General features: G+C 68.2%; 21 protein-coding genes. 8 read left to right on the forward strand and 13 right to left on the reverse strand.

Translation table 11 applies throughout. The features are described from left to right. Positions 1 to 19 precede the first annotated feature (19 nt). The 3 genes from BDI24065_RS16940 to BDI24065_RS16950 form a co-directional block, all read right to left on the reverse strand. On the reverse strand, positions 20 to 757 hold the full coding sequence (locus BDI24065_RS16940) for a fimbrial biogenesis chaperone (RefSeq protein ID WP_438820016.1): 738 nt from the start codon (positions 755 to 757) through the stop codon (positions 20 to 22). Between the two features lie 7 nt (positions 758 to 764). After that, the gene (locus BDI24065_RS16945; protein ID WP_175032333.1) at positions 765 to 1,247 is read right to left on the reverse strand and encodes a Csu type fimbrial protein; all 483 of its coding nucleotides are present in this window, start codon (positions 1,245 to 1,247) and stop codon (positions 765 to 767) included. 104 nt (positions 1,248 to 1,351) lie between these two features. Then, positions 1,352 to 1,885, reverse strand: a complete 534-nt coding sequence (locus BDI24065_RS16950) for a Csu type fimbrial protein (protein WP_175032249.1) — start codon at positions 1,883 to 1,885, stop codon at positions 1,352 to 1,354. A 429-nt stretch (positions 1,886 to 2,314) separates the two neighbouring features. Between BDI24065_RS16950 and BDI24065_RS16955 the strand changes: the two genes are divergently transcribed. After that, positions 2,315 to 3,274 carry a Csu type fimbrial protein gene (locus BDI24065_RS16955; protein ID WP_175032250.1) on the forward strand — a complete coding sequence of 320 codons (960 nt, stop codon included), beginning with the start codon at positions 2,315 to 2,317 and terminating at the stop codon, positions 3,272 to 3,274. A gap of 6 nt (positions 3,275 to 3,280) precedes the next feature. Here the strand turns inward: BDI24065_RS16955 and BDI24065_RS16960 are convergent, their stop codons facing one another. After that, the gene (locus BDI24065_RS16960) at positions 3,281 to 4,090 is read right to left on the reverse strand and encodes a helix-turn-helix transcriptional regulator (protein ID WP_039368575.1); all 810 of its coding nucleotides are present in this window, start codon (positions 4,088 to 4,090) and stop codon (positions 3,281 to 3,283) included. Positions 4,091 to 4,305: 215 nt separating this feature from the next. Between BDI24065_RS16960 and BDI24065_RS16965 the strand changes: the two genes are divergently transcribed. After that, entirely contained in the window at positions 4,306 to 5,058 is a 753-nt protein-coding gene (locus BDI24065_RS16965; RefSeq protein ID WP_175032251.1) for a class I SAM-dependent methyltransferase, read from the forward strand. A gap of 127 nt (positions 5,059 to 5,185) precedes the next feature. On the opposite strand, the gene ppc is transcribed toward BDI24065_RS16965, so the two are convergent. Then, positions 5,186 to 8,212, reverse strand: coding sequence for a phosphoenolpyruvate carboxylase (gene ppc, locus BDI24065_RS16970; protein WP_175032252.1), 3,027 nt, complete (start codon positions 8,210 to 8,212; stop codon positions 5,186 to 5,188). 207 nt (positions 8,213 to 8,419) lie between these two features. Between ppc and hemC the strand changes: the two genes are divergently transcribed. The 3 genes from hemC to BDI24065_RS16985 are packed head-to-tail and all read left to right on the forward strand — an operon-like array spanning position 8,420 to position 12,584. Next, positions 8,420 to 9,424: a hydroxymethylbilane synthase gene (gene hemC / locus BDI24065_RS16975; protein WP_175032253.1), complete on the forward strand. Its 1,005-nt coding sequence runs from the start codon at positions 8,420 to 8,422 to the stop codon at positions 9,422 to 9,424. Next, on the forward strand, positions 9,424 to 11,394 hold the full coding sequence (gene hemDX, locus BDI24065_RS16980) for a fused uroporphyrinogen-III synthase HemD/membrane protein HemX (protein ID WP_175032254.1): 1,971 nt from the start codon (positions 9,424 to 9,426) through the stop codon (positions 11,392 to 11,394). Before hemC ends, hemDX begins: the two co-directional genes overlap by 1 nt. A 2-nt stretch (positions 11,395 to 11,396) precedes the next feature. Next, positions 11,397 to 12,584, forward strand: coding sequence for a heme biosynthesis protein HemY (locus tag BDI24065_RS16985; RefSeq protein WP_175032255.1), 1,188 nt, complete (start codon positions 11,397 to 11,399; stop codon positions 12,582 to 12,584). Between the two features lie 106 nt (positions 12,585 to 12,690). Here BDI24065_RS16985 and BDI24065_RS16990 read toward each other — a convergent pair whose 3' ends face one another. The 5 genes from BDI24065_RS16990 to BDI24065_RS17010 all read right to left on the reverse strand — a co-directional run bounded on the left by BDI24065_RS16990 (position 12,691) and on the right by BDI24065_RS17010 (position 18,276). Further along, positions 12,691 to 13,917: an alpha/beta fold hydrolase gene (locus BDI24065_RS16990; protein ID WP_175032256.1), complete on the reverse strand. Its 1,227-nt coding sequence runs from the start codon at positions 13,915 to 13,917 to the stop codon at positions 12,691 to 12,693. Beyond that, the gene (locus tag BDI24065_RS16995; RefSeq protein ID WP_175032257.1) at positions 13,914 to 14,327 is read right to left on the reverse strand and encodes a helix-turn-helix domain-containing protein; all 414 of its coding nucleotides are present in this window, start codon (positions 14,325 to 14,327) and stop codon (positions 13,914 to 13,916) included. Before BDI24065_RS16995 ends, BDI24065_RS16990 begins: the two co-directional genes overlap by 4 nt. Positions 14,328 to 14,552: 225 nt before the next feature. Beyond that, positions 14,553 to 15,857 (reverse strand): MFS transporter, encoded by a 1,305-nt coding sequence (locus tag BDI24065_RS17000; RefSeq protein WP_175032258.1) that lies wholly within the window; start codon positions 15,855 to 15,857, stop codon positions 14,553 to 14,555. A gap of 128 nt (positions 15,858 to 15,985) precedes the next feature. Beyond that, the gene (locus tag BDI24065_RS17005; RefSeq protein WP_174941665.1) at positions 15,986 to 16,744 is read right to left on the reverse strand and encodes an SDR family oxidoreductase; all 759 of its coding nucleotides are present in this window, start codon (positions 16,742 to 16,744) and stop codon (positions 15,986 to 15,988) included. Positions 16,745 to 16,836: 92 nt separating this feature from the next. Further along, a complete protein-coding gene (locus BDI24065_RS17010) occupies positions 16,837 to 18,276 on the reverse strand; it encodes an aldehyde dehydrogenase family protein (RefSeq protein WP_175032259.1) in 1,440 nt (479 codons plus the stop codon). Between the two features lie 468 nt (positions 18,277 to 18,744). Between BDI24065_RS17010 and ppa the strand changes: the two genes are divergently transcribed. Continuing rightward, positions 18,745 to 19,272 carry an inorganic diphosphatase gene (gene ppa, locus BDI24065_RS17015; protein ID WP_011352863.1) on the forward strand — a complete coding sequence of 176 codons (528 nt, stop codon included), beginning with the start codon at positions 18,745 to 18,747 and terminating at the stop codon, positions 19,270 to 19,272. Positions 19,273 to 19,326: 54 nt separating this feature from the next. Here the strand turns inward: ppa and BDI24065_RS17020 are convergent, their stop codons facing one another. Further along, a complete protein-coding gene (locus tag BDI24065_RS17020; RefSeq protein WP_175032260.1) occupies positions 19,327 to 20,136 on the reverse strand; it encodes a GIY-YIG nuclease family protein in 810 nt (269 codons plus the stop codon). Between the two features lie 49 nt (positions 20,137 to 20,185). Further along, positions 20,186 to 21,220, reverse strand: coding sequence for a helix-turn-helix transcriptional regulator (locus BDI24065_RS17025; RefSeq protein ID WP_175032261.1), 1,035 nt, complete (start codon positions 21,218 to 21,220; stop codon positions 20,186 to 20,188). A gap of 202 nt (positions 21,221 to 21,422) precedes the next feature. Here BDI24065_RS17025 and BDI24065_RS41045 point away from each other — a divergent pair, with 202 nt between their 5' ends. Further along, a complete protein-coding gene (locus BDI24065_RS41045; protein ID WP_302479462.1) occupies positions 21,423 to 21,629 on the forward strand; it encodes a fibronectin type III-like domain-contianing protein in 207 nt (68 codons plus the stop codon). A gap of 92 nt (positions 21,630 to 21,721) precedes the next feature. Here BDI24065_RS41045 and BDI24065_RS17035 read toward each other — a convergent pair whose 3' ends face one another. Continuing rightward, positions 21,722 to 22,900: a GNAT family N-acetyltransferase gene (locus tag BDI24065_RS17035; protein ID WP_175032262.1), complete on the reverse strand. Its 1,179-nt coding sequence runs from the start codon at positions 22,898 to 22,900 to the stop codon at positions 21,722 to 21,724. A 110-nt stretch (positions 22,901 to 23,010) separates the two neighbouring features. On the opposite strand from BDI24065_RS17035, the gene BDI24065_RS17040 reads away from it, so the two are divergent. Beyond that, positions 23,011 to 24,717, forward strand: coding sequence for an NAD+ synthase (locus tag BDI24065_RS17040; protein ID WP_175032263.1), 1,707 nt, complete (start codon positions 23,011 to 23,013; stop codon positions 24,715 to 24,717). Positions 24,718 to 24,734 lie beyond the last annotated feature (17 nt).

Below are 24,734 nucleotides of genomic sequence, written 5' to 3' on the forward strand. Positions count from 1 at the left end.
GGAAGCGGCGGAAGTTGGGTCAAGGCGCGGTGATGCCGGCCTCGACCCGTTGGGTATTGACGGTCGCCTGCACGCGCCGGATGCGCGGCGTCGCACCCGTCGCGTCGAGCTTGACCGGCCACTGCCGCGTACTGCCCGCGAGTGCGTAGCCGAGCAGCCCGCCGGTGACCTCGTGGCGTTTGCCCGCGTCGTCGATCAGTTGCACGGCGGCAATCTGCGCATGCCGGCCGCCGTCGTTCTCGACGCGCAGCAGCCAGCCCGCGTCGCCGCGCACGAGGCTCCAGGTCAGCCGCGGCGGCGCGGCGGCGGCGTCGGGCGTGACGAACACCGGGATCGAGTAGCGCAGCCGGATCGTGATGCCGCTCGTCACCGGCGCGTCGGGCGTCGGCAACTCGTCAATGAGGATGCGGTAGCTCAGCTCGCGCGGTGGCTTGTCGCGCGCGACGCGAACCAGCCGGACCAGCTGGTCCGCTTGCGCGGCGATCTGCAGCAACGGCGGGCTCGCGACCAGCTCCGGCGACGGCGTCAACACGTCGTCGCCGCTTTCCTGCGTCCAGCGATAGGTGCGGACCTGGCCGTAGATCGGCCGCGCGCCCGGATTGCGCAGCGTGACGCCCGCCGCCGGCGCATCGGGCGCGAGTTCGAGCGTGACGGGCGAGATCTGCAGCGTCGCCGCGCGGGCCGGGCTGCCTGTCGCAGCGGCCCATGCGAGCAGCAGTGGCGTGGCGATGCGTTCGGCGAAGCGGGCGAGCGTCACGGGCACGTCAGAAGTAGACGGTGGCAGTGACGGTCGACTGGTAGGTGTCCGGCTGCGGCGTCGCCTGGGCGGCGACCTGACCGTACACGTTGATGCTCTGCGCGGAGCCGGATCCCGTGCCGCCGACCGTATTGGTGCCCTGCGTGTTGCCCCATACCGTCGTATGTCCGGCGTCCTGATAGAGCTGGAAGCCGACGGTAGTGCCGGTATTGCCGGTCGCGGTGCCGGCCAGCAGCCGGCTCGCGACGGTCGAGCCGGACACGGTGCCTGCGTCGAGGCCGACGTTGTACGGTGTGGTGTTCGAGCAGGTGACGCTGAGCGTCGTCTGCTGGTTGAGCGCGGATGCGAGGACGCCGGTCGAGCCGAAGGCAAGCGGGTTGGCGGCGATCGTGCAGTTTGTCTGGATCGTCAGCGTGACGGTGAAGGTCGCCGTCGCCGTGCCGTTCGAATAGACGGCGGCGGTGGCGGGATGCAGCGCGGGGGCCAGCATCAGGGCCGCAGCGATGAGCGAGGTCAGGGCGAACAGTAGGTTGGGACGCAAGACGACACTCCTCGAGTTCGGGCGACAGACGTGGTGTCCGTCTGCGCCAGGACTCAGAAATAGACGGTGGCGGTGACGGTCGACTGGTAGGTGTCCGGCTTTGGCGTCGTCTGGGCGGCGACCTGACCGTACACGTTGATGCTCTGCGCGGAGCCGGTGCCGGTGCCGCCGACCGTGTTGGTGCCCTGCGTGTTGCCCCATATCGTCGTATGCCCGGCGTCCTGGTAGAGCTGGAAGCCGACGGTGGTGCCGGTATTGCCGGTCGCAGTGCCGGCCAGCAGCCGGCTCGCGACGGTCGAGCCGGACACGGTGCCGGCATCGAGACCGACGTTGTATGGCGTCGTGTTCGAGCAGGTGACGCTGAGTGTCGTCTGCTGGTTGAGCGCGGATGCGAGGACGCCGGTCGAGCCGAAGGCAAGCGGGTTGGCGGCGATCGTGCAGTTCGCCTGGATCGTCAGCGTGACGGTGAAGGTCGCGGTCGCCGTGCCGTTCGAATAGACGGCCGCGTCGACCGGATGCAGGGCCGGCATGGCGGAGAGACCGACGGCAACGGCGGCCGACCGAAGCCGGCGGAGTGACACGTTCATCGCGGAGCGCTCCTGCGGTTCTGATTGTGCGCTGGAAGTCGCCTGGCCTTGGCGACAGGATCGCGCGGCCAATTGTGCGCCGCATCGCGATCCATTTTCAAAAAAACATTCGAATCCCTTTTTTGCAAGATTAGCGCACGTATTATCGGCATGCAACGTCGCCCCGATGGTTGCGATCGACGCGGTGCAATAAAACATTATTTCGGCAATTAAGGCCGTAATCGAAAATGGCCGGTTGGCGGCGAAGGGATTGCGTGTGGAGGCTTGGCGGGGTACGGTCTCGAGGGGCGACCGTCCGGGCCGGTGCGTCGCAAAAGATCCGGATGATTGGCCGATCGAATTAGAAAATAGATGGGCTGAATGGTTATTGATTCGAATTATTGAATGGTAATTGAATTTGTTGATTGAATAATCGGGGCGAGTCGGAAAATGAAACGCTGGATAATCGCGTTGCTGACCGTCGTGTGGCTCGCGGCGCCCTGGACGGGCGCACATGCCGAGACCTGCAGCGTGACGGCGCCCGCGCCGAATTTCGGCTCGGTGAGCCCGGTCGCGCTGGCGGCGGTCACGACGACATCGACGATGACGGTCACCTGTACGTGGTCCACGGTCTCGCTGGTGCCGAACGTGACCGTGTGCCTGAATCTCGGCGGCACGAGTCCCCGGTACCTGACCAACGGCAGCAACCAGATGCAGTACGACCTGTACCAGGATTCCGGCTACACGCAGAGCTGGGGCTCGACCTATTCGGGCACGACGCCGATTTCGGTCAGCCTGTCGAAGCCGCTCACCGGCACGACCGCGAACACGACCGTGACGATCTACGGCAAGATCGCCGCGAACCAGCCGACCGTGCCGACGGTCGGCGACGCGAGCACCGTGTACGCCCAGACCTTCGGCGGCAGCCAGACGTCGCTCAACTACGGGTTCTACCTGCTTGGCGCGCCGACGTGCGCGTCACTCGCGACGAACGGTACGTTCGCTTTCAGCGCGACGGCGACCGTCGTCAACGATTGCAACATCACCGCGACGAACATCGCGTTCGCGCCGGTCGGCGTGCTCGCGAGCGCGCTTACCGCGACCGGCACCATCAATGCGCAGTGCACGAACGGCGACGCGTTCGAGATCGCGCTGAACGGCGGCGCGAGCGGCAACGTCACTGCGCGCACGATGCTGCGTTCGGGCGGCGGCGGCTCGGTCGGCTACCAGCTTTACCTGGATTCGGGGATGTCGACGATCTGGGGCGACGGCACCGGCGGCACGACGATGGCGACCGGCACCGGCAGCGGGGTCACGCAGGCGTTGACCGTCTACGGCCAGGTGCCCGCGCAGACCACGCCCGCACCCGGCAGCTACAGCGACACGATCACCGCGACGATCAGCTTCTGAGCCGGGTCAGTCGCGCACCAGCACCACCAGCTTCAGATCCTCGCGGTGCGCGGGCTTCAGCGTGATCTGCTGGTACACGAGGCGGCCGTCGGCCGGATGGTCGAATTCGCGCAGCCCGCCTTCGCGCTCGAACACGTCCTGCGATGCCCAGTACTGCGCGAACGCGTCGCTGCCGGCGGTCAGTGCGTCGATCAGTGCACGCGTGGGCGCGTCGGTCAGGTGACGGATCGAATCGGCACGGAATTCGGCCGCGAGCCGCCGTGCGCGGGTTTCCCAGTCGACGATCAGCGTGCGTGCAGCCGGCGACATGAACGTGAAGCGCAGCAGGTTGCGGTCGTGCTCGCCGTCGAGCCAGCCGGAAAAGAGCGCGGCGGCCGGTGCGTTCCAGGCGAGGGCGTTCCATTGCCGGTCGAGCACGTACGCGGGCGTCGCGATTGCCGCGACGGTCGCGGCGAGCGTTGGCGGCAGGTCGCCGCCCGCGACATCTGGCTCGGCCGGGTCGCGCTGCGCGGCCAGCTCGAACAGGTATGCGCGCTCGGCCTTCGACAGTTGCAGCGCGACGGCGATCCGCGCGAGCGCGTCGGCCGATGCCGACACCGGGCGGCCCTGTTCGATCCACGTGTACCAGGTCGGGCTGACGCCGCACAACTGCGCGACTTCCTCGCGCCGCAGCCCCGGCGTGCGGCGGCGAGGGCCGGGCGGCAGGCCGACGGCCTGCGGCGACAGCCGCTCGCGGTGGGCGCGGATGAATTCGCCGAGCGCACGGGCGGGCGTGGCGTCGAGCGGCGGGACGGGGGCGGAGGACGGGTGGTTCATGCGGAAACGGCGAAATGGAAGCGGGGACGCGGCAACGATCAGACAGGTGTATCGAATACCAGAATAACTGCTTAACTTGTACTGGTACAAACGCAGGCCTATTGTAGCGGCTCGCGCGCTGGCAGGGCAGCGGGCGTCCCACAAAACGCGTTGCATGGGGCCGGAACAGGCGCTGAAGTGCTTGTGGAGCCGGCAACGGTACAAAGGAGCGAACGATGAAACACCACGACCAGGTCGCCGACGCATTCGGCACGACGGCCGCCGCCTATCTGACGAGCACGGTCCACGCGACGGGCGCCGATCTGCAGACGCTCGCCGACGCGGTGCGCGCGACACCCGACGCCGCGGTGCTCGATCTCGGCTGCGGCGCCGGCCATGCGAGCTTCGCGGTCGCGCCGCACGTGCGCGACGTGGTCGCCTACGATCTCGCCGCGCCGATGCTCGCGACCGTCGACGCCGCCGCGCGCGAGCGCGGGCTCGCGAACATCCGTACCCAGCAGGGCCCGGCCGAGCAACTGCCGTTCGACACGGCGACGTTCGACTGGGTCGTGAGCCGGATGAGCGCGCACCACTGGCACGACATGCGCGCGGCACTCGCCGAGGTGCGTCGCGTGCTGAAACCGGGCGGACGCGTGCTGATGATCGACATCGCGGGCAACGACCATCCGCTCCTCGACACGTACCTGCAGGCCGCGGAAGTGCTGCGCGACGCGTCGCACGTGCGCGACTACCGTGCGGACGAATGGCTCGCGATGTTCCGCGAAGCCGGCTTCGACGCGCACGTGCACAGCCGCTGGCGCCTGCCGATCGATTTCGATACGTGGGTCGCGCGCATCCGCACGCCGGCCGACAGCGTCACCGGCATTCGCGCGCTGTGGGCGCATGCGCCCGACGAGGTGCGCGGCTACTACGCGGTGCAGCCCGACGGTTCGTTCGAACACGACGCACTGCTGATCGACGCGCACTGAGCGCGAGGTGTGCCGCTGCTGTTTCACCGACGCATGAAAAAAGCCGCGATACGCACCGTGAACACGGTGGCGTATCGCGGCTTTCACGATACCGGTTGGCGCGGAATCACACCGCGCCGCATGCGGATCAGCCCGTGTTGCGCAGGCCGGCCGCGATCCCGTTGATCGTCAGGTGAATCCCGCGGCGCAGCCGCGCGTTCGTGTCGCCCGCGCGGTGGCGCTTGATCAGCTCGACCTGCAGGTGGTTCAGCGGATCGAGATACGGGAAGCGGTTCTTGATCGAGCGCGCGAGCAGCGGGTTGGTCGCTAGGCGGCCTTCGTGCCCGGTGATTTCCGCCAGCGCCTGCGACGTGCGCTCCCATTCCGCGACGATCCGCTCGAACACGTGCTTGCGCAGCTTGCGGTCGGAAACGAGCTGCGCATAGCGCGACGCGACTGCGAGATCGGTCTTCGCGAGCACCATGTCCATGTTCGACAGCAGGTTCGCGAAGAACGGCCAGGTCTTGTTCATCTTCTTCAGCAGCGCGACGCGCTTCGTGCGTTCGGCTTCGTCCTGCGCGCCGTCGAGATACGCACTCACCGCGCTGCCGAAGCCGTACCAGCCCGTCAGCAGCAGCCGGCACTGGCCCCACGAGAAGCCCCACGGAATCGCGCGCAGATCTTCGATCTTGCGCTGCTTCGGATCCTGCAGTTTGCGCGAAGCGGGGCGGCTGCCAATGTTCAGCTCGGCGATCTCGGTGATCGGCGTCGACGAGAAGAAGTAGTCGGTGAAGCCCGGGGTTTCATAGACGAGTGCGCGGTACGCGGCCATCGCCGAATCGGACAGCGTCTGCATCACGGTTTCGAATGCCGGCAGCTGCGCGGGCGCATTGTTCTGCGGCAGGAGCGTCGCCTCGAGCGTCGCCGCGACGACCGTCTCCAGGTTCCGGCGGCCGATCTCGGGGTTCGCGAACTTGCTCGCGATCACCTCGCCCTGTTCGGTCAGGCGGATCTGGCCGTTCACGGTGCCCGGCGGCTGCGACAGGATGGCCTGGTAGGTCGGGCCGCCGCCGCGGCCGACCGTGCCGCCGCGGCCGTGGAACAGGCGCAGCGTGATCTTGCGGTCGCGGAACAGGTCGACGAGCGCGAGCTCCGCGCGATACAGCTCCCAGTTCGACGTGAGGAAGCCGCCGTCCTTGTTGCTGTCCGAATAGCCCAGCATCACTTCCTGCTCGGCGCCCTGGTGCGCGATCAGCGCGTCGATGCCCGGCAGTGCGAAGTATTCGCGCATGATGCGCGCGGCGTCGCGCAGGTCGGGAATCGTCTCGAACAGCGGGATCACCATCAGGCTGTTCTTCGCATCGCCGCCCGGTACGCCGAGCGCGCCTTCGAGCAGGCCCGTCTCCTTCTGCAGCAGCAGCACCTCGACGAGGTCGCTGACGGTTTCCGTATGCGAAATGATGTAGTTGCGCACCGCGCGTGCGCCGAATTGCGCGCGGACTTCGCGCGCCTTCTCGAACACGCCGAGCTCGCTCTGCGCGAGCGCCGAGTATTCGATGTACGGCGAGCGCAGCGGACGCGGGTCGGCGAGCGCGGCGAGCAGCACGCGCAGCTTGTCTTCCTCGGCAAGCGCCGCGTAGTCGGCCTCGACGCCCGCGCGCGCGAACAGTTCGGCGACCACGGCTTCGTGGATGTCGGAGCTCTGGCGCAGGTCGATGCTCGCGAGGTGGAAGCCGAACACTTCGGCCGCGCGTACGAGCGGCGCGAGGCGCGGCGCGGCGAGCGACGTGCCGTGGTGCTCGTCGAGCGACGCGGTCAGCACCTTCAGGTCGGCGACGAACGCTTCGGAATCCGCATATGGGACCGCACGCACGGGCGCCGCGCCGCGGCCCGCGCTGCGCACCGGCACCGTGCCTTCGCCGAGACGCACGCGCGCGCTGGCGGCGAGCCGCGTGTAGATGCCGATCAGCGCACGACGATACGGTTCGTCGACGCGGTGCGGCGACTGGTCGGGGGAGGCTGCCGCGAGCGCCTTCACGGCGTCGTTCGCGCCGACGAGCAGGTTCGACACCGACAGTTCGGCGCCGAGCTTGTGCACCTGTTCCAGATAGTGCTCGAGGATCACCGCGGCCTGGCGGTTGATCGCTTCGTCGAGCGTCGGCGCGGTGACGTTCGGGTTGCCGTCGCGGTCGCCGCCGATCCAGCTGCCCATCTGGAAGAACGCGGGTACGCGCGCGGACAGGCCGTGCTCGGCGAGCGCGGCCTCGATGTCGCCGTACAGCGCGGGCAGTTCGTCGAGGAACGTCGCGCGGTAGTACGACAGCGCGTTCTCGATTTCGTCGCCGACCGTCAGGCGCGCATCGCGCAGCATGCGGGTCTGCCACAGCGTGGTGACGCGTGCGCGCAGCATCGATTCGTTGTACTGGCGCTCGCGGCCGGTCAGCTCCTGGTCGCGCTCGGCGAGCAGGCGTGCGATGTCGTGCTGTGCGTCGAGGATGCTCTTGCGCTGCACTTCGGTCGGGTGCGCGGTCAGTACCGGCACGATCAGCGCATCGTCGAAGAAGCGTTGCAGCAGGCGCTTCGACGCGTTGCCGGTCGTCTTCAACTGTTCGAGCGCGTACGCGACCGTGCCGGGCTGCGACGCGGAGCCGGCCAGCGCGTGGATGCGGCGGCGGCGATTGTGGTGGCGGTCTTCCGCGATGTTCGCGAGATGCGAGAAATAGCTGAATGCGCGCACGACGCTCACCGTCTGCTCCGGCGTCAGCTTGCGCAGCTTCTTCTCGAGCGTCTGCGCGGCTTCGCTGTCGTCCTCGCGGCGGAACTTGACCGCGGTCTGGCGGATCGTCTCGACGACGTCGAACACGGTGTCGCCTTCCTGTTCGCGCACGACGTCGCCGAGCAGGCGGCCGAGGAAGCGGATGTCTTCGAACAGCGGGCCGTCCTTGTCCTCGCGCGTGCGCGTGCCGGACTTCGGCGCACCGGCCTTGCGGGCCGCGGTGCGGGCAGCCGGGCCGGCGGCTTTCGTCGTGCGTTTTGTCTGACGTATCGGGTCTTTCGGTTTCGTTGCCGTTTTCGCACGGCCGTTCGCGGCGGTGGCGACGGTGTCCGTCGAGGCGTCGGAGGAGGACAGGGCAGCATTGCGGCGCGCCGTACGCGCCGATCCGGAAGACTTCACGATGGGTTTCCTTGGGAAAGCTCGAGTCAAAAGGAACTGCGGAAACTGCGAAACTGCGGTCAAGCAACCAGCTACGTGCGGCACATCCGCGCATCGGCGCCGCGACCCGCTCGGCGGCAGGCCGGGCGCAGGCTCCGGGCCCGGGCGGGCAGGGGCGTGCGTGCTACCATTGTTCGATCTTCAATCCCGTCCTTCGATGTTCCAGCAATGAATTCCGAGACCCCTGCGGCCGGGCCGCAACAGGCACAGTCGCCCGCGACGTTGACGATTGCTTCGCGCGAAAGCCGCCTGGCGATGTGGCAAGCCGAACATGTGCGTGATGCGCTGCGCAAATTATATCCAGCTTGTGACGTGAAAATCCTCGGGATGACGACGCGCGGCGACCAGATTCTCGATCGCACGCTGTCGAAGGTCGGCGGCAAGGGCCTGTTCGTGAAGGAACTGGAGGCCGCGCTGGCCGACGGCCGCGCCGATCTCGCCGTGCATTCGCTGAAGGACGTGCCGATGGCGCTGCCCGACGGCTTCTCGCTCGCCGCGATCATGGAGCGTGAGGACCCGCGCGATGCCTTCGTGTCGAACGACTACGCGTCGCTCGACGCGCTGCCGGCCGGCGCCGTGGTCGGCACGTCGAGCCTGCGCCGCGAGGCGATGCTGCGCTCGCGCTACCCGCACCTGGACGTGCTGCCGCTGCGCGGCAACCTCGACACGCGCCTGTCGAAGCTCGACCGCGGCGATTACGCGGCGATCATCCTCGCGGCCGCCGGCCTGAAGCGCCTCGGCCTCGAAGCGCGGATCCGCGCGCTGCTCGACGTCGAGGCGAGCCCGCCCGCTGCGGGCCAGGGCGCGCTCGGCATCGAGATCGCATCGCACCGCAACGACGTCGCCGCGTGGCTCGCACCGCTGCACGACCCGCAGACCGCGCTCGCGGTCGAGGCCGAGCGGATGGTGTCGCGTGCGCTCGGTGGCAGCTGCGAAGTGCCGCTCGCCGCGTACGCGGTGTGGCGCGCGGGCGAACTGTACCTGACGGGCCGCGTGTCGACGACCGACGGCAAGCGCGTGCTGACGGCCGAGGAGTGCGGGGCCGTCGTGACCGTCGCCGATGCGCTCGCGCTCGGCCGCGCCGTGTCCGACGAGCTCGAGGCGCAAGGCGCGCTCGACATCGTCCAGGCGCTGCTCGCAGGCTCGCAGGCCACCGGCAAGGGCGACGCCTGATGGCGGGCGGCGCGCGCGCGTTCACCGCTGTCCTGACGCGCCCGGACGGCCAGTCCGGTGCGCTCGCGTCGCAACTGGCCGAGGCCGGCTGCGACGTGCTCGAATTCCCGTTGATCGACATTGCGCCGGTCGACGATCCGGCGCCGCTCGACGCGGCGTTCGCGGCGCTCGCCGACTACGCGCTGGTGATTTTCGTGTCGCCGAACGCGATCGACCGCGCGCTCGCGCGGTACGGCGCGATCTGGCCGAATGCGTTGCCGGTCGGAGTGGTCGGGCCCGGCAGCGTCGCGGCGCTCGAGCGTCACGGCATCGCGGCGCCCGCGTATCGCGTGATCGCGCCGCAGGCGCCGGCCGACGGCGGCGTACCTCATTACGATTCGGAAAGCCTGTTCGCCTGCATCGAGGCCGCATTCGGCGGCGCGCAGGCGCTCGCAGGCAAGCGCGTGCTGATCGTGCGCGGCGACGGCGGCCGCGAATGGCTCGCCGACCGGCTGCGTGAGGTTGGCGCGGACGTCACGCTCGTCGCCGCGTACCGGCGCGTCGTGCCCGAGCCGCGCGTCGGCGCGTGGGAGCGCGTGCATGCGCTGCTCGACGGCGAACCGCATGCGTGGCTCGTCACGAGCTCGGAAGGCGTGCGCAACCTGCACGAACTCGCGCGGGCGCACCTGAACGATGCCGAGATCGACGCATTGAAGCACGCGCCGCTCGTGACGCCGCATCCGCGGATCGAGCAGACCGCGCGTGCATTGGGTTTTGATAGGATTACGCTGACCGGCGCGGGCGATGAGCGCATCGTCCGCGCGTTTCGAACGATGGCCGACGAGGCCGTCCAACCGGCGACAGCCGCACCGGTGACTAAACGCATGACAGATACCAACGATTCCAAAAGCGTCGCTTCCCAGCCGGCCGCTGCATCCGCACCGCCGTCCCGTCCCGCCTATATGGGCGCCGAACCGCCCGCGCGCCGCGGCGGCAGCGCGGTGCTGTGGTTCGTGGTCGTCGTGCTCGGTTGCGCGGCGGGCGTCGGTGGCTACGCACTGAACCGCAAGATCGACCGGCTCGACGGCACGTTCGTCACGCGCCAGAAGGCGCTCGATGCGCAGACGGCCGAGACGCGCATGAAGACCGAGCAGGCGCTCGCGAGCACGCACCAGGTCGACACGCAGCTTGCGCAGCTCGACGGCAAGCTCGCCGACGCGCAGAGCGCGCAGCAGGCGCTGCAGCAGCAATACCAGGACCTGTCGCGCAACCGCGATGCGTGGATGCTCGAGGAAGTCGACCAGATGCTGTCGAGCGCGAGCCAGCAGCTTCAGCTGACCGGCAATACGCAGCTTGCACTGATCGCGCTGCAGAACGCCGACGCGCGCCTCGCAACGTCGCAGAGCGCGCAGGCCGTCACGGTGCGCAAGGCGCTCGCGCTGGACATCGAGAAGCTGAAGGCCGCACCGGCGGCCGATCTCACGGGCCTCGCGATCAAGCTCGACGACGCGATCGCGAAGATCGACGCGCTGCCGCTGTCCGGCGAGGCGATCGTCCCGCACGAGGCGCCGAAGGCCGCACCGGCCGACGCCGCATCGTCGGCCGTGGCCGGCGAGCCGCGCTGGAAGGTGTGGTGGCACGACTTCTCGGCCGGCCTCGGCCAGCAGCTGAAGGGGCTCGTGCAGGTGCGCCGCATCGACAACGCGGACGCGATGCTCGCGTCGCCCGACCAGGGCTACTTCGTGCGCGAGAACCTGAAGCTGCGCCTGCTGACCGCGCGCCTGTCGCTGCTCGCGCGCAACGACAGCGCGATGAAGGCCGACTTGCACGCCGCACAGGCGTCGCTCGGGAAGTATTTCGACCAGGCATCGAAGGACACGCAGACCGTCGAGGATCTGCTCAAGCAGGTTGACGGCGCATCGCTGACGGTCGCGGTGCCGAACCTGAACACGAGCCTGAACGCCGTTCAGCAGTTCAAGAGCCGGGGGTAACGATGACGCTTCGAGGAATCGTCTGGCTCGCGGTCCTGTTCGCGATCGCCGCTGCGCTCGCCACCGTCGGCCGTTTCGACGCGGGTCAGGTGCTGCTCGTCTATCCGCCGTACCGGATCGACGTGTCGCTGAACCTGTTCGTGATCGCCATCGTCGTGCTGTTCATCGTCGTGTATGCGCTGCTGCGTATCGTGCGCAACATCTGGCGCATGCCGCATCGGGTCGCCGCGTATCGGGCGCGCTCGCGCAACGAGAAGGCGCAGGCATCGCTGCGCGATGCGATCGCGAACCTGTACGCGGGCCGCTTCTCGCGCGCCGAGAAGGCCGCGCGTGAAGCGCTGTCGGTCGACGCGAACCAGGGCGCGGCGAGTCTCGTCGCGGCCACCGCCGCGCACCGGATGCACGAGTACACGCGTCGCGACGACTGGCTGTCGAAGGTCGACGCGCCCGAATGGCAGGATGCACGGCTGCTCGCCGCGGCCGACATGCGCGCGGATGCACGCGATGCCGACGGCGCGCTCGCGGCGCTGGCCGACCTGCAGGCGGGCGGCAAGCGCATCCATGCGCAGCAGGTCGCCCTGCGCGCGCAGCAGCAGCTGAAGAACTGGGCCGAAGTGCTGAAGCTCGCGAAGGCGCTCGAGAAGCGCGAGGCGCTGCATCCGGCCGCGGCCGTGCGGCTGCGCCAGCAGGCTGCGGAGAACCTGCTGCGCGAACGCCGGCATGACCCGGACGCGCTGCTCGAGGTGTGGCAGTCGCTGTCGCCGGTCGAGCGCCAGTCGCCGCGGCTTGCCGATCTCGCGGCCGATCTGCTCGTGCCGCTCGAGCGCCGCAACGAAGCGCGCCGCATCGTCGAGGACGCGCTCGCCCACAACTGGGACGCCCGCCTGCTGCGCCGTTACCCGGATACGGCCGGCGCCGATGCGCTGCCGCTGATCCAGAAGGCGGAAGGGTGGAAGAAGGATCACCCGGAGGATGCCGACCTGCTGTTCGCGCTCGGCCGCCTGTGCCAGCAACAGCAACTGTGGGGCAAGGCGCAGTCGTTCCTCGAATCGGCATTGAAGCTGGCCGACAACGAGGCGCTGAAGGTGCGTGCGCATCGCGCGCTCGCGCGCCTGTTCGAGCATCTCGGCGAAACCGACAAGGCCGCGAAGCATTACCGCGAAAGCGCGCTCGCGATCACGGTGGTCTGACGCGAGTCGATGCCGCCCGCTGCATGCGGGTGGCCTGAGGCGCCGCGCAATCTGCCCCGAACGCCAATTGGCCTTCGGGGCATTTTTTTGTTCGTTGCGGGCCGCGCTACGCGCCGAGCTTGCGCAGCAGGCCCTCCTCGTTCCCGACGAACCACACCGATGTGCCGCGATTGGACTCGCGAACGAACGCGCGAAGCGCTTCGCTGCGAGCGAGCCAGCGGTCGATATCACCGACTACGCCGAGCCGGACGCCATAGTTGACGAGCTTCTGCAGCACGGCGCCCGCGAGGCCGCTTTCGAGCCGGTAGAAGTCGTCGTGCAGCGCGTCGGCGGGGACCGCGATCCAGTCGGCCTCATGTTCGTGTGCGAGCGCGACGAGGTCGAGCGCATCGCTTTCACGCTGGACGAGGCCGGCGGCGGGATCGCGGACCAGCACGCGGTGGGCGGCTGCCTGGACGATTCGGTGATGCATGCGGGTTGCCTCCGTCGACATGAGAAATGCGAGCACGGTGTCGCGCTGCCCGCGGATGAAGTGGTATTGATCCGGAAGGAACCGGACCTGCGCGTGCGGCACGAGACGGGTCAGGCGATCGCACGTATCACGCGAATCGAGCATGACGTCGCGACCGCCGACGATCGCCAGCGTGGGCGTCGACAGCGTGCGCAGCGCGCCGTCGCCGAACACCGGGATCGTTTCGACGCGCGGCCGCAAGCCGCGATCCACGGCGCGCATGAGCGTGAAGGTGTCGCGCTCGGCGGGTGTCGATGCGGGCGGAAAACGGCCGAGCACGCGCCGCCGCACGCATGTGCGCCCCACATCGCCGAGCAGCAGCAGCGGCAGCGCCCACCACAGAAACGGTTTCTGCCTGCCGATGCCGGACGGGCAGAGCAGCGCGAGCCGCGTGACGCGCGCCGGCCGGCGCAACGCGAAATCGAGTGAGGTTCGTGCACCCAGCGAGATGCCGACGAACGCGGCGCGCGCCACCCCCAGGCCGTCGAGCACGTCGTCGAGCCACTGCGCGTACGCGTCGCTTGCGAGCGGTGGCCGCGACGGGGCGCTGGGTCCCGCTTCGCCGATCACGTCGATTGCGTAGAGCCGGCAATGCTTCGACCATTCGGTCGCGTAGTGTTGCCAGCTCGCCGCCGTCGTCTGCGCGCCGTGGATCAGTACGACCGGCGGCGCGTGTTCCGGGCCGCAGGCGATCACATGGGTGGTGCCATGGCGCGTCTGCACCGTGATGCGCCGATGTCCGGCCGGCCAGTGCGACAGCGCAGCGTCGTAAGCCGCGCGAATCGCGCGGGCGTGGCGGGGCGACCTGAAGATCGCGCTCATGTCCCGCTTTGCTGCAGCAGCGCCTCGAGCGACGCCATCAGCGCGGCCGTGTCGGCCGGTGTCGCGGCGACGATGATCTTGACCTGGCTCGCGGCGGGATCGAACGTGACGTCGATTCGCACCGGGTCGACATACGACGTGCGGCCGGACGCCATCGCATGCAGCGACCGCGACAGGTACTGGTGCAGCGACTGCGACGCGTCCGGAATGTCGACGATGCTGGTGACGCGCACCGCACGCGGCACGGGGGCGGCCGGCTTGGTTTGCGCGAACGCGGCGAGATCGACGTCGAGGATGCGGTATGCCCGGCCGACCCGCGTTGCGGGCAGCTTGCCCTCGCGGATGAAGCGCAGGACGGTTTTCGGGTGGAGGCGCAGACGTGTGGCGGATTCTTCGACGGTATGGAACATGATCGGCCAGTGGCTCTAAAATGTTCCTTATTGTTCCATGATAAATGGATCAATAGGGAATATTCTGGGAGTCCATGCACCAGCGTTGGTACGCTACCGAACCCGCACCGTCCGGGCTGTGCGTGTGCAAAAGCAGAAACGCCCCGCCGACCGGGGCGGTTCCGGCCAGCGGGGCGTTTCGAGTGTCGGTCGGCTATCGGCCGGCGGGCGCCCGTGCGCCCCGCGTCACTTGTCGACCAGCCGCTTCGGCACCGACAGCGCCAGCAATCCGCCGAGCACGAGGAACCCGGCGAGCATGTACATGCCCGAATCGTTGGCGCCCGTCGCCTGCTTGAGCCAGCCCATCATGTACGGGCTCAGGAAGCCGGCGAGGTTGCCGATCGAGTTGATCATCGCAATGCCGGCCGCGGCCGCCGTGCCGCCGAGGAACGCGGTCGGCAGGCTCCAGAACAGCGGCAGCGTCGTCAGGATGCCGATCGTCGCGAGCGTGAGGCCGAGCATCGCGAGCGCGGTCTGGTGCGCCCAGATCACCGACAGCACGAGCCCGAGCGCGCCGATCGCGGCCGGAATCGCAACGTGCCAGCGGCGTTCGCGGTGCCGGTCCGCGCTGCGTGCGATCAGGATCATCGCGACCACCGCGGCCGCATACGGAATCGCCGACAGCAGGCCGATCATGAACGTGTCGGTCACGCCTGTCGCCTTGATGATCGTCGGCAGCCAGAAGCCGACGCCGTAGAGCCCCATCACGAACGAGAAGTAGATCAGCGCCATCAGCCACACGCGCGGGCTCGACATCACGGCGCCGAGCGGCAGGTCTTCCTTGGTCGCCTCTTCAGCATCGACGTTGCGCGTGAGCAGCGCCTTTTCGTCGTCGGTCAGCCAGTTCGCCTTCGCGATACGCTCGTCCAGCTTGAGGAACACGACCACGCCGACCAGCACCGACGGGATACCCTCGAGCAGGAACAGCCATTGCCAGCCGTGCCAGCCGCTCATACCGTCGAACGCCTTCAGGATGAAGCCCGAGAGCGGCCCGCCGATCACGCCGGACAGTGCGACGGCCGTCATGAAGAACGTCGTCATCCGGCCGCGCCGGTGCGCGGGATACCAGTAGGTGAGGTAGAGGATCACGCCGGGGAAGAAGCCCGCTTCGGCGACGCCGAGCAGGAAGCGCATCACGTAGAACATCGTGGGCGTCGTGACGAACATCGTCAGGATCGAGATCACGCCCCACGTCGCCATGATCCGCGCGATCCATACGCGCGCGCCGACCTTGTGCAGGATGATGTTGCTCGGTACTTCGAAGAGGAAATAGCCGAAGAAGAAGATCCCGGCGCCAAGCCCGTAGACGGTGTCGCTGAGGTTCAGGTCGCTCGCCATCTGCAGCTTCGCGAACCCGACGTTCACGCGGTCGAGATACGCAACCACGTAGCACAGCAGCAGGAGCGGCACGAGCCGCCACGACACCTTGCGGTAGGTTGCTTCCTCAAATGCGCCGGACGAGCCCGGCAGCGACTGCGTCGATGTTGCCATGTTGTCTCCTGTCCTTATAGTTGGCCGGGGCCGGCGTATCGGTGGCAGGCCCGGTTTCGTACGAAGCAGTGCGTGGATGCCGTGCTGGCCGAAGAATCCCGGCTCGGCGCGCGAACAACACGATGCGGCTAGATGCAGCGCCCGCCGTCGACTTCGAGACAGACGCCCGTGATGAATTCAGCTTCGTCGGATGCGAGGTAAAGCGCCGCGTTCGCGATGTCCTGCGGCGTCGAGAAGCGGCCGAGCGGGATCGTCGCGAGGAACCGGCTGCGGTTCTCGGGGGTATCCTCGCAGCCCATGAACTCCGTCATCAGCGCCGTTTCGCCGAGCACGGGGTTGATGCAGTTCACGCGGATGCGGTCGGCGCCGAGCTCGGCTGCGAGCGACTTGCTCGCGGTGATCATCGCGCCCTTCGTGCTGTTGTACCAGACGAGACCAGGGCGCGGCCGCACGCCGGCGGTCGACGCGACATTCACGAACACGCCGCCGCCCTGTTCGCGGAAGTACGGCACGAAGGTCTGCACGCACCAGAACAGGCTCTTCATGTTGACCGCGTACACGCGGTCGAATTCGGCTTCCGTCACGTCGAGCACCGGCTTGTTGCGGTGCGTGGTGCCCGCGTTGTTCACGACGATCTGCACCGCGTGGAAATCGTCGAGCGCGGCCTGCAGCAACGCGTGCCAGTCGTCCTGCTTCGACACGTCGCCGGCCACTGCGATGGCTTTGCCGCCCGCGAGCGCGATCTCGCTCGCAACGCGCTCGGCTGCCGCGCCGTTCAGGTCGTTGACGACGACGTTCGCGCCTTCGCGCGCGTAGGTCTTCGCGATGCCTTCGCCGAACCCCGAGCCGCCGCCCGTGACGATTGCCGTCTTGCCGCTCAACCGCATGGTGTGTCTCCTGTGCTGGATATGAGTGTCGTCGTGCTTCGATATGCGGCCGGGCGCTGCCGGCCGCGTGCCGTTTGCCGATTTCCGCGCGTTCAGCCGTGCCGGATCGCGATCGTCTTCAGCGCGGTGAAGCCATACAGTGCCTCGAAGCCTTTCTCGCGGCCATGCCCCGAGTGGCCGACGCCGCCGAACGGCAGCTCGACGCCGCCGCCCGCGCCATAGTTGTTGATGAACACCTGGCCTGCCCGCAGGCGCCGGGCGAGACGCATCTGGCGTGCGCCGTCGCGCGTCCAGATGCCCGCGACGAGGCCGTACGGCGTGCCGTTCGCCAGCGCGACGGCTTCGTCTTCGTCGACGAAACGCATCGCGGCGAGCACGGGGCCGAACACTTCTTCCTGCGCGAGCCGGTGCGACGGCGGCACGTCGCGCAGCAGCGCGGGCGCCTGGTAGAAGCCGCTTTCGGGCGCGTCGGCGACGACCTGCCCGTGCGCGGCCATCGGAATGCCGTCGTGCTGCGCGTCGGACAGGAAATCCCACACGCGCTGCTGCTGCTTCGCGTTGATCAGCGGGCCGCAGTCGAGGTCGGCGCGGCTCGGGCCGACGCGCAGCCCGTTGAACGCGGTGGCGAGCCGCTCGACGAGCGGCTCGTACACCGCGCGCTCGATCAGCACGCGGCTGCCGGCCGAGCAGGTCTGCCCGCCGTTTTGCACGATTGCGGACACGAGCACGGGCAGCGCCGCTTCGAGATCGGCGTCGGCGAATACGATCTGCGGCGACTTGCCGCCGAGTTCGAGCGTGACGGGTACGTGGTTCTCGGCCGCCATCTGCGTGACCAGCTTGCCGGTGGCCGGCGAACCCGTGAACGAGATGTGGTCGATGCCGGGATGACGTGCGAGCGCGGCACCGGCTTCATGGCCGTAGCCGGTGACGATGTTGAGCGCGCCGGCCGGCAGCCCGGCCTCGGCGGCCAGCTCGGCGACGCGCAGCAACGACAGGCACGCATCCTCGGCCGGCTTGACGACGCAGGCGTTGCCGGCCGCGAGCGCTGCGCCGACGCTGCGCCCGAAGATCTGCATCGGGTAGTTCCACGGCACGATGTGGCCCGTGACGCCGTGCGGCTCGCGCACCGTCAGCACCGTGTAGCCTGCTTGATAGGGGAGGGTTTCGCCGTGCAGCTTGTCGGCGGCGCCTGCGTAGAACTCGAAGTAGCGCGCGAGCGCGGCTGCGTCGGCGCGTGCCTGCTTCAGCGGCTTGCCGGTGTCGCGCGCCTCGATCGCGGCGAGCTCCTCGAGGGAGTCGGCCACGCGCGCCGATAGCCGCATCAGCACACGGCCGCGCTCGGCGGCGCTGGCGGCGCCCCATGGGCCCGCGAATGCGTCGCGGGCCGCGGCGACTGCGCGCTCGATGTCGGGCGCCGTACCGCGGGCGATCGACGCGAACGGCTGGCCGTCGGATGGATCGACGACCGCGATGGTTTCCAGTTGCGCGGGCAACGTCCATTCGCCCGCGATGAAGTGCTTCGCCTCTTCCATGCCAGCTCCTGTCGACCCGAGTTGGCGCTTTAGCGCTTACTCGGGTCCCATGCTTTGCGGTCGACCCGAGTTAGCGCTTTAGCGCTTGCTCGGGTCCCATGCTTTGCGGTCGACCCGGGTTGGCGCTTCAGCGCTTACTCGAGTCCCATGCTTCGCGGTCGACCCGAGTTGGCGCTTTAGCGCTTGCTCGGGTCCCATGCTTTGCGGTCGACCCGGGTTAGCGCCATAGCGCTAACTCGGGCCCCATGCTTCGCAGTCGACCCGGGTTAGCACCTTAACGCTTACCCGATTCCATGTAACACGGCCGGTGGTTGACCGGCCAGGCATCCGGAACGATTATCGGCCGATCGTCATCCGGACGCCACCGGTCGATTGGCTATAATGGCGCATTCCCTTGCGGGACGCCTGCGGCGATGCATCGGCCGCGGCGCCCTGTCCCGAATTCCCATCGACCTACAGAGAGTGCTCATGAGCTTCAATCATGTTCCGGCCGGCAAGGACCTGCCGCAAGATTTCAACGTGATCATCGAGATTCCCGCGCAAAGCGATCCGGTGAAGTACGAGGCGGACAAGGAACTGGGCCTTCTCGTCGTCGACCGTTTCATCGGCACGGGCATGCGCTATCCGGTGAACTACGGTTACATCCCGCAGACGCTGTCGGGCGACGGCGATCCGGTCGACGTGCTGGTGATCACGCCGTTCCCGCTGCTGGCCGGCTCGATCGTGCGTTCGCGCGTGCTCGGCATGCTGCAGATGACCGACGAGTCGGGCGTCGATGCAAAGCTGGTCGCGGTGCCGCACGACAAGGTCTGCCCGATGACGGCAAACCTGAAGTCGATCGACGACGTGCCCGAGTACCTGAAGGATCAGATCAAGCACTTCTTCGAGCAATACAAGGCGCTCGAGAAGGGCAAGTGGGTGAAGGTCGAGGGCTGGGCCGGCATCGAAGCCGCGCACAAGGAAATCACCGACGGCGCAGCGAACTACAAGAAGTAAGCGGCGTACCGGCCCACGGCCGGTTCGTGCGAAACGCAAACCGCGCGTGTCTCCTCAGGAGGCCGCGCGGTTTTGTTTTGTGCGCGGGGTTTGCTTGCGTGCGGAGGCGGACACCGGCGGTGCGATGGCGGACGGTGTGTCCTTCGGGCGCTTCGCACGACGAGGGGCAACGAAGGCCTCGGGGGCCTGGGTTGCAGCCGCGCGTCGGCGGACCGGTGCGGGAGCGGTGTCTTTGCGTCCGTTCGTGACGAGTTTGCCGCCGGCTGCAGGCGTTTTTCCTTTCGACGAAGCGGGTGCGGCCGGCTTGTCCTTTTTTACCGGTGTGTCGCGCGATGAAGTCTTTCTTGCGACCGCATCGCTGTCGGGCTTCTTGCGCTTCGCGACCGGTGCGGCTTTTGTCGCCTTGGGAGACCTGGAGGCTTTTGCAGGCTTGCCGACCTTTTCAGCTTTCCCGGTCTTTCCGGCCTTCTTCGTGCTCTTACCGGTCTCAGTCGTCTTCGCCGCGCTATCGACGTTCTCCACCTTCGACTTCTTTCGCCCGCGTGCACCGGTCTTCACCCCGGCCGTATCATCACTCGCGTCGACAGCCACCACGACAGGCATCACCGATTCCAGCGTCCGCAACCCGGCCGCCAGCTCACGCTTTTGCGCAGCCGTAAGCCGCTTCACCCAGTACTCGGCGCGCGACGCGCTCGACCGGTCGGGCAGCGGAAACGACGCGAGCACCGCACGCGGCTTGCGCGAGCGCGTATAGCGTGCGCCCTTGCCGGATGCGTGCTCGTCGAAGCGCGCGGCAACGTCGGTCGTGATGCCCGTATAGATGCTGTCGTCGGCGCATTCGATCAGATACAGAAACCAGGACATGGCAGGGCGGCGGGATACGAAGCCGCCAGTGTCTCAGAAAAAGCGCGCGTCAACGCCATCGATCGCCGTGTCCGTCGCGAAAGCGGCTCGGCGCCGCGCCGAGTTCGCGCGTGAAGAAGCGCGTGAACGCGCTCGTCGAACGGAAACCGACCCGCACGCCGATCTCGCCGATCGGCAACTGCGTGTTCAGCAGCAGGTCGCGCGCTTCGCCGAGCCGCGCCTGCGCGACGAGTGCATGAAACCCGACCGCTTCGCGATGCAGCCGCCGGCGCAGCGTCCAGCGCGACATCGCAAAGCGCGTGCAGACGTGCTCCATCAGCGTGTCGGATGGCACGTCGGCGTCGTCGGACGTGCGCAGCCAGTCGCGCACGCATTGCTCGACCGACGAGCCGAACGTCGAGCGGGCGCGCACGCGCTCGCGCGCGGCGTCGGCCGCGTGACGCTGGATGTCTGCGAGCGGTGCGTTGTAGCGCTCGAACGGCGTGTCGAAGTGCGCGGAGCGCAGCACGACGCGGTTGTGCGCGGCATCGAACGACACCGCCGCGCCGAGGAGGTCGCGCAGCGCGCCCGTCGGCGCGAATGCGCGACCGGCGAACGCGGCTTCGTCGACCTGCGCGTGCGGATCGTACAGGCGCGCGAGCGCGGCAAGGATCGCGAAATTCGCGAACGCGCTGCTGGCGGGCCGGCCGTCGCCCTCGTTCACGTACTCGAGCGCGATCGCGCCGCCGGATTCGTGTGCGAACATCCAGTCGACGTTGCCGATCAGTTCGCGGTAGCGCAGGTAGCCGTGCAGCGCGTCGCGCAGCGTCGCGGCGTTGCAGGTGATGCCCGCGAGCTCCGGAAACGGCGCGAGCCACGGCACGACCTGCGGCGGCGGCCGATGCCAGGACAACGGCCATTCGCTCATCAGCCGCATCGCGGCGACGTGCCGGTCGCCGGGGATGCGCCGCGCGTCGTCGGCGAGATCGGCCGCGCCGATACCGAGCGTCGCATACAGCGGCGCGACGTCGAAGCCGTTGCGGCGCATGTCGTCGAGCACCAGTCGGTAGACCCGGATGGATACCGATTTCTGTCGTAACTCCATGTCTCTCTCCATGACCTTCGGGTTTGCCCCCGCTGCGAGAGGTCAAGTGCTGCTCCTGCCGGTCAAGCATGGTGACCGGTCGATTTTTTTAGGCTCGGACGCTGGAGTGCGATGACAAGTACAACAGATCGATTCAGGCGGATCAACGAAAACTTCGCTGTTCCGGGGGGCGACGATTGCGTCCGCGCGGGCGATCGCGGTACTGCCCGCGTCGCTCGGCGAGCCGCCGAAGCGGCTCGTCGGCTGGACCGAGGTCGCACTGCAGCCGGGTGACGCGCGTACTGTCAGCGTCGCAGTGCCGGCGCAGCGCTTCGCGTCCCGGGATGCGGGCACGCACGCATGGCGGATCGCCGCGGGCAGCGACGGGCTATCGGCGGCAGCTTCGTCGCGTGACCGGCAGGCGCTGTAGACGACGGTGACGCTCGCCGCGCACTGAGCCGGGCGGCCATGCGGCAAGCGGCGAGGCCGGTCGGGGTCTCGCCGCATTTCGGCGTGCAGTCGTTACTCGGGGCTGCGCCGGAACGGATCGTGTTCGCGCAATTCGTCGACGTACGCGTGGATATGCTCGGTCTCGCGTTCGAGAAAGCGCGCGACCGCGTCCGAGAACGCCGGGTGCGCGAGCCAGTGCGCGGAGTGCGTGACGGTCGGCAGGAAGCCGCGCGCGAGCTTGTGTTCGCCCTGCGCGCCGCCTTCGAACGTGTCGAGCCCGGCCTCGATGCAGAATTCGAGCAACTGGTAGTAGGCCGTTTCGAAATGCAGGCACGGCACGTGTTCGAGTGCGCCCCAGTAGCGGCCGTACAGCGTGCCGCCGCCGTTTTCACCGCGCCGGTAGACGGCGAGCGCACTCGCGATCGGCTGGCCGCCGGCCTCCGCGATCACGAGCAGCAGGTTCTCGGGCATCGTCGCGCCGATCGTGCGGAAGAAGTCGAGGTTCAGGTACGGGCTCGAATAGTGTTCGCGATAGGTCTGCCGGTAGCAGCGCGAGAAGAAGCGCCAGTCCGCGTCGGTGATCCGGTCGCCGGTGAGCCGCCGGAACGTCACGCCCGCGTCGTGCACCTTGCGCCGCTCCGCGCGAATGTTCTTGCGCTTCTTCTGCTCGAGCGTGGCGAGGAAATCGTCGAAGTGACGGTAGCCGTCGTTGATCCAGTGGAACTGCACGCCTTCGCGCAGCATCATCCCCATCGATTCGAGGAGCGCCGCTTCGTCGCCCGTCGGGAACAGCACGTGCAGCGACGACACGTCGCTCTGCTCGGCGAACGCGAGTAGCGTGGCCGCTAGCCGGCGGCGCGCGTCGTCGTCGGCCGCGAGCAGGCGCGTGCCCTGCACGGGCGTGAACGGCACCGCGCACAGCAGCTTCGGGTAGTAGGGCAGGTTGTTGCGCTGGTATGCGTCGGCCCACGCCCAGTCGAACACGTATTCGCCGTACGAATGCTGCTTCGCGTAGACGGGCGCGGCGGCCGCGAGGCGGCCGGTGCGCTCGTCGGTCAGCGTGACGAAGTGCGGCGACCAGCCGGTATCGTCGACCGCGCAGCGCGCGACGTGCAGCGCGTCGAGGAATTCGTGGCGCAGGAAGGGCGTCGGCTGCGCGTCGCGGGCAAGCAGCGCGTTCCATTCGTCGGCCGGCACCTCCGCGGGGGACGACAGGATGCCCGTGCGATAATCGATGCGTTCGTGTTTCAAGCGTGAATCCGTACCGTTCTGTGTCGCCGGATGCGAAGGCCTGCGCGGCCCGCACCGGGACGATTTCGTCAGCCGTTCAGGGCGCGCCGCCGGGCTGCGCCGATCCCGCCATGAAGACCCGACTCGCACTCGCCCAGATCAACGTTACCGTCGGCGACTTCGCCGGCAACGTCGCGCGGATCGTCGCGGCCGCACGCGCCGCGCACAACGATGGTGCGCAGCTGATGGTCGCGCCGGAACTCGCGCTGTCCGGCTATCCGCCGGAAGACCTGCTGCTGCGGCCCGCGTTCTACGCGGCGGCGGCCTCGGCACTCGACGCGCTCGCCGACGCGTTGAAGGCATTCGACGGGCTCGCGGTGCTGGTCGGCCATCCGCTGCGCGGCGCGGGCGACGGCGTGCACGCGCCAGCCGTCGATGGTAATGCAAACCGCCCGATCGAGCGCGGCGTGCCGCCCGTCGATACCTACAACGCGGTATCGCTGATCGTCGGCGGCGAGATCGCCGGCACCTACCGCAAGCAGGATCTGCCGAACGCGGAAGTGTTCGACGAGAAGCGCTACTTCGCGACGGACGCCGAGCCGCTCGTGTTCGAGCTGAACGGCGTGAAATACGGCGTGATCATCTGCGAGGATGCGTGGCACGCCTCGGCCGCGCAGATCGCGAAGGCGGCCGGCGCGCAGGTGTTGCTGATCCCGAACGGCTCGCCGTACCACATGAACAAGGAAGCGGTGCGCTTCGACATCCTGCGCGCGCGGATCCGCGAAACCGGGTTGCCGATGGTGTACGTGAACCTCGTCGGCGGCCAGGACGAGCTCGTGTTCGACGGCGGTTCATTTGTGCTCGACGCGCAGGGCGCGCTCGTCGCGAAGATGCCGCAGTTCGACGAAGGGCATGCGATCGTCGAATTCGACGGTGCGCGGCCGCTGCCGGGCGCGATCGCGCCCGAGCTGTCGACGGACGCGCAGGTGTACCGCGCGCTCGTGACCGGCGTGCGCGACTACATCGGCAAGAACGGGTTTCCGGGCGCACTGATCGGGCTGTCGGGCGGCGTCGATTCGGCGCTGGTGCTGGCCGTCGCATGCGATGCGCTCGGGCCCGAGCGCGTGCGCGCGGTGATGATGCCGTCGCGCTTCACGGCCGACATCTCGACCACCGACGCGGCGGAAATGGCGCGGCGCGTCGGCGTGCGCTACGACGAGATCGCGATCGCGCCGATGTTCGATGCGTTCCGCGCATCGCTCGCGGGCGAGTTCGCGGGCCGTGCGGAAGACGCGACGGAGGAGAACATCCAGGCGCGCATCCGCGGCACGCTGCTGATGGCGCTGTCGAACAAGTTCGGCTCGATCGTGCTGACGACCGGCAACAAGAGCGAGATGGCGGTCGGCTACTGCACGCTGTACGGCGACATGGCCGGCGGGTTCGCGGTGATCAAGGACATCGCGAAGACGCTCGTGTACCGGCTCTGCCGCTATCGCAACGATACGGCCGACTATCCGCTGCGCGACGTGATCCCCGAGCGGATCCTGACGCGCGCACCGTCGGCCGAGCTGCGCGAGAACCAGACCGACCAGGACAGCCTGCCGCCGTACGACGTGCTCGACGCGATCATGCGGATGTACATGGAAGAGGACCGGCCGCTCGCCGAGATCGTCGCGGCCGGTTACGCGCAGGCCGACGTCGAACGCGTGACGCGGCTCATCAAGATCAACGAATACAAGCGCCGCCAGGCGCCGATCGGCATTCGCGTCACGCATCGCGCCTTCGGGCGCGACTGGCGCTACCCGATCACGTCACGTTTTACCGAACGTCTCGATTGAACCGTGCTGGGCCGCAT

Source organism: Burkholderia lata, from assembly GCF_902499025.1.
Lineage (GTDB): Bacteria > Pseudomonadota > Gammaproteobacteria > Burkholderiales > Burkholderiaceae > Burkholderia > Burkholderia lata_C.

What these genes read in the sequence shown, in the direction of transcription:
- BDI24065_RS16945 (WP_175032333.1), bottom strand. Translation starts at nt 1,247, where the DNA reads ATGCTGGCCCCCGCGCTGCATCCCGCCACCGCCGCCGTCTATTCGAAC.
- BDI24065_RS16950 (WP_175032249.1), bottom strand. Translation starts at nt 1,885, where the DNA reads ATGAACGTGTCACTCCGCCGGCTTCGGTCGGCCGCCGTTGCCGTCGGT.
- BDI24065_RS16955 (WP_175032250.1), top strand. Translation starts at nt 2,315, where the DNA reads ATGAAACGCTGGATAATCGCGTTGCTGACCGTCGTGTGGCTCGCGGCG.
- BDI24065_RS16960 (WP_039368575.1), bottom strand. Translation starts at nt 4,090, where the DNA reads ATGAACCACCCGTCCTCCGCCCCCGTCCCGCCGCTCGACGCCACGCCC.
- BDI24065_RS16965 (WP_175032251.1), top strand. Translation starts at nt 4,306, where the DNA reads ATGAAACACCACGACCAGGTCGCCGACGCATTCGGCACGACGGCCGCC.
- hemC (WP_175032253.1), top strand. Translation starts at nt 8,420, where the DNA reads ATGAATTCCGAGACCCCTGCGGCCGGGCCGCAACAGGCACAGTCGCCC.
- hemDX (WP_175032254.1), top strand. Translation starts at nt 9,424, where the DNA reads ATGGCGGGCGGCGCGCGCGCGTTCACCGCTGTCCTGACGCGCCCGGAC.
- BDI24065_RS16985 (WP_175032255.1), top strand. Translation starts at nt 11,397, where the DNA reads ATGACGCTTCGAGGAATCGTCTGGCTCGCGGTCCTGTTCGCGATCGCC.
- BDI24065_RS16990 (WP_175032256.1), bottom strand. Translation starts at nt 13,917, where the DNA reads ATGAGCGCGATCTTCAGGTCGCCCCGCCACGCCCGCGCGATTCGCGCG.
- BDI24065_RS16995 (WP_175032257.1), bottom strand. Translation starts at nt 14,327, where the DNA reads ATGTTCCATACCGTCGAAGAATCCGCCACACGTCTGCGCCTCCACCCG.
- BDI24065_RS17000 (WP_175032258.1), bottom strand. Translation starts at nt 15,857, where the DNA reads ATGGCAACATCGACGCAGTCGCTGCCGGGCTCGTCCGGCGCATTTGAG.
- BDI24065_RS17005 (WP_174941665.1), bottom strand. Translation starts at nt 16,744, where the DNA reads ATGCGGTTGAGCGGCAAGACGGCAATCGTCACGGGCGGCGGCTCGGGG.
- BDI24065_RS17010 (WP_175032259.1), bottom strand. Translation starts at nt 18,276, where the DNA reads ATGGAAGAGGCGAAGCACTTCATCGCGGGCGAATGGACGTTGCCCGCG.
- ppa (WP_011352863.1), top strand. Translation starts at nt 18,745, where the DNA reads ATGAGCTTCAATCATGTTCCGGCCGGCAAGGACCTGCCGCAAGATTTC.
- BDI24065_RS17020 (WP_175032260.1), bottom strand. Translation starts at nt 20,136, where the DNA reads ATGTCCTGGTTTCTGTATCTGATCGAATGCGCCGACGACAGCATCTAT.
- BDI24065_RS17025 (WP_175032261.1), bottom strand. Translation starts at nt 21,220, where the DNA reads ATGGAGTTACGACAGAAATCGGTATCCATCCGGGTCTACCGACTGGTG.
- BDI24065_RS17040 (WP_175032263.1), top strand. Translation starts at nt 23,011, where the DNA reads ATGAAGACCCGACTCGCACTCGCCCAGATCAACGTTACCGTCGGCGAC.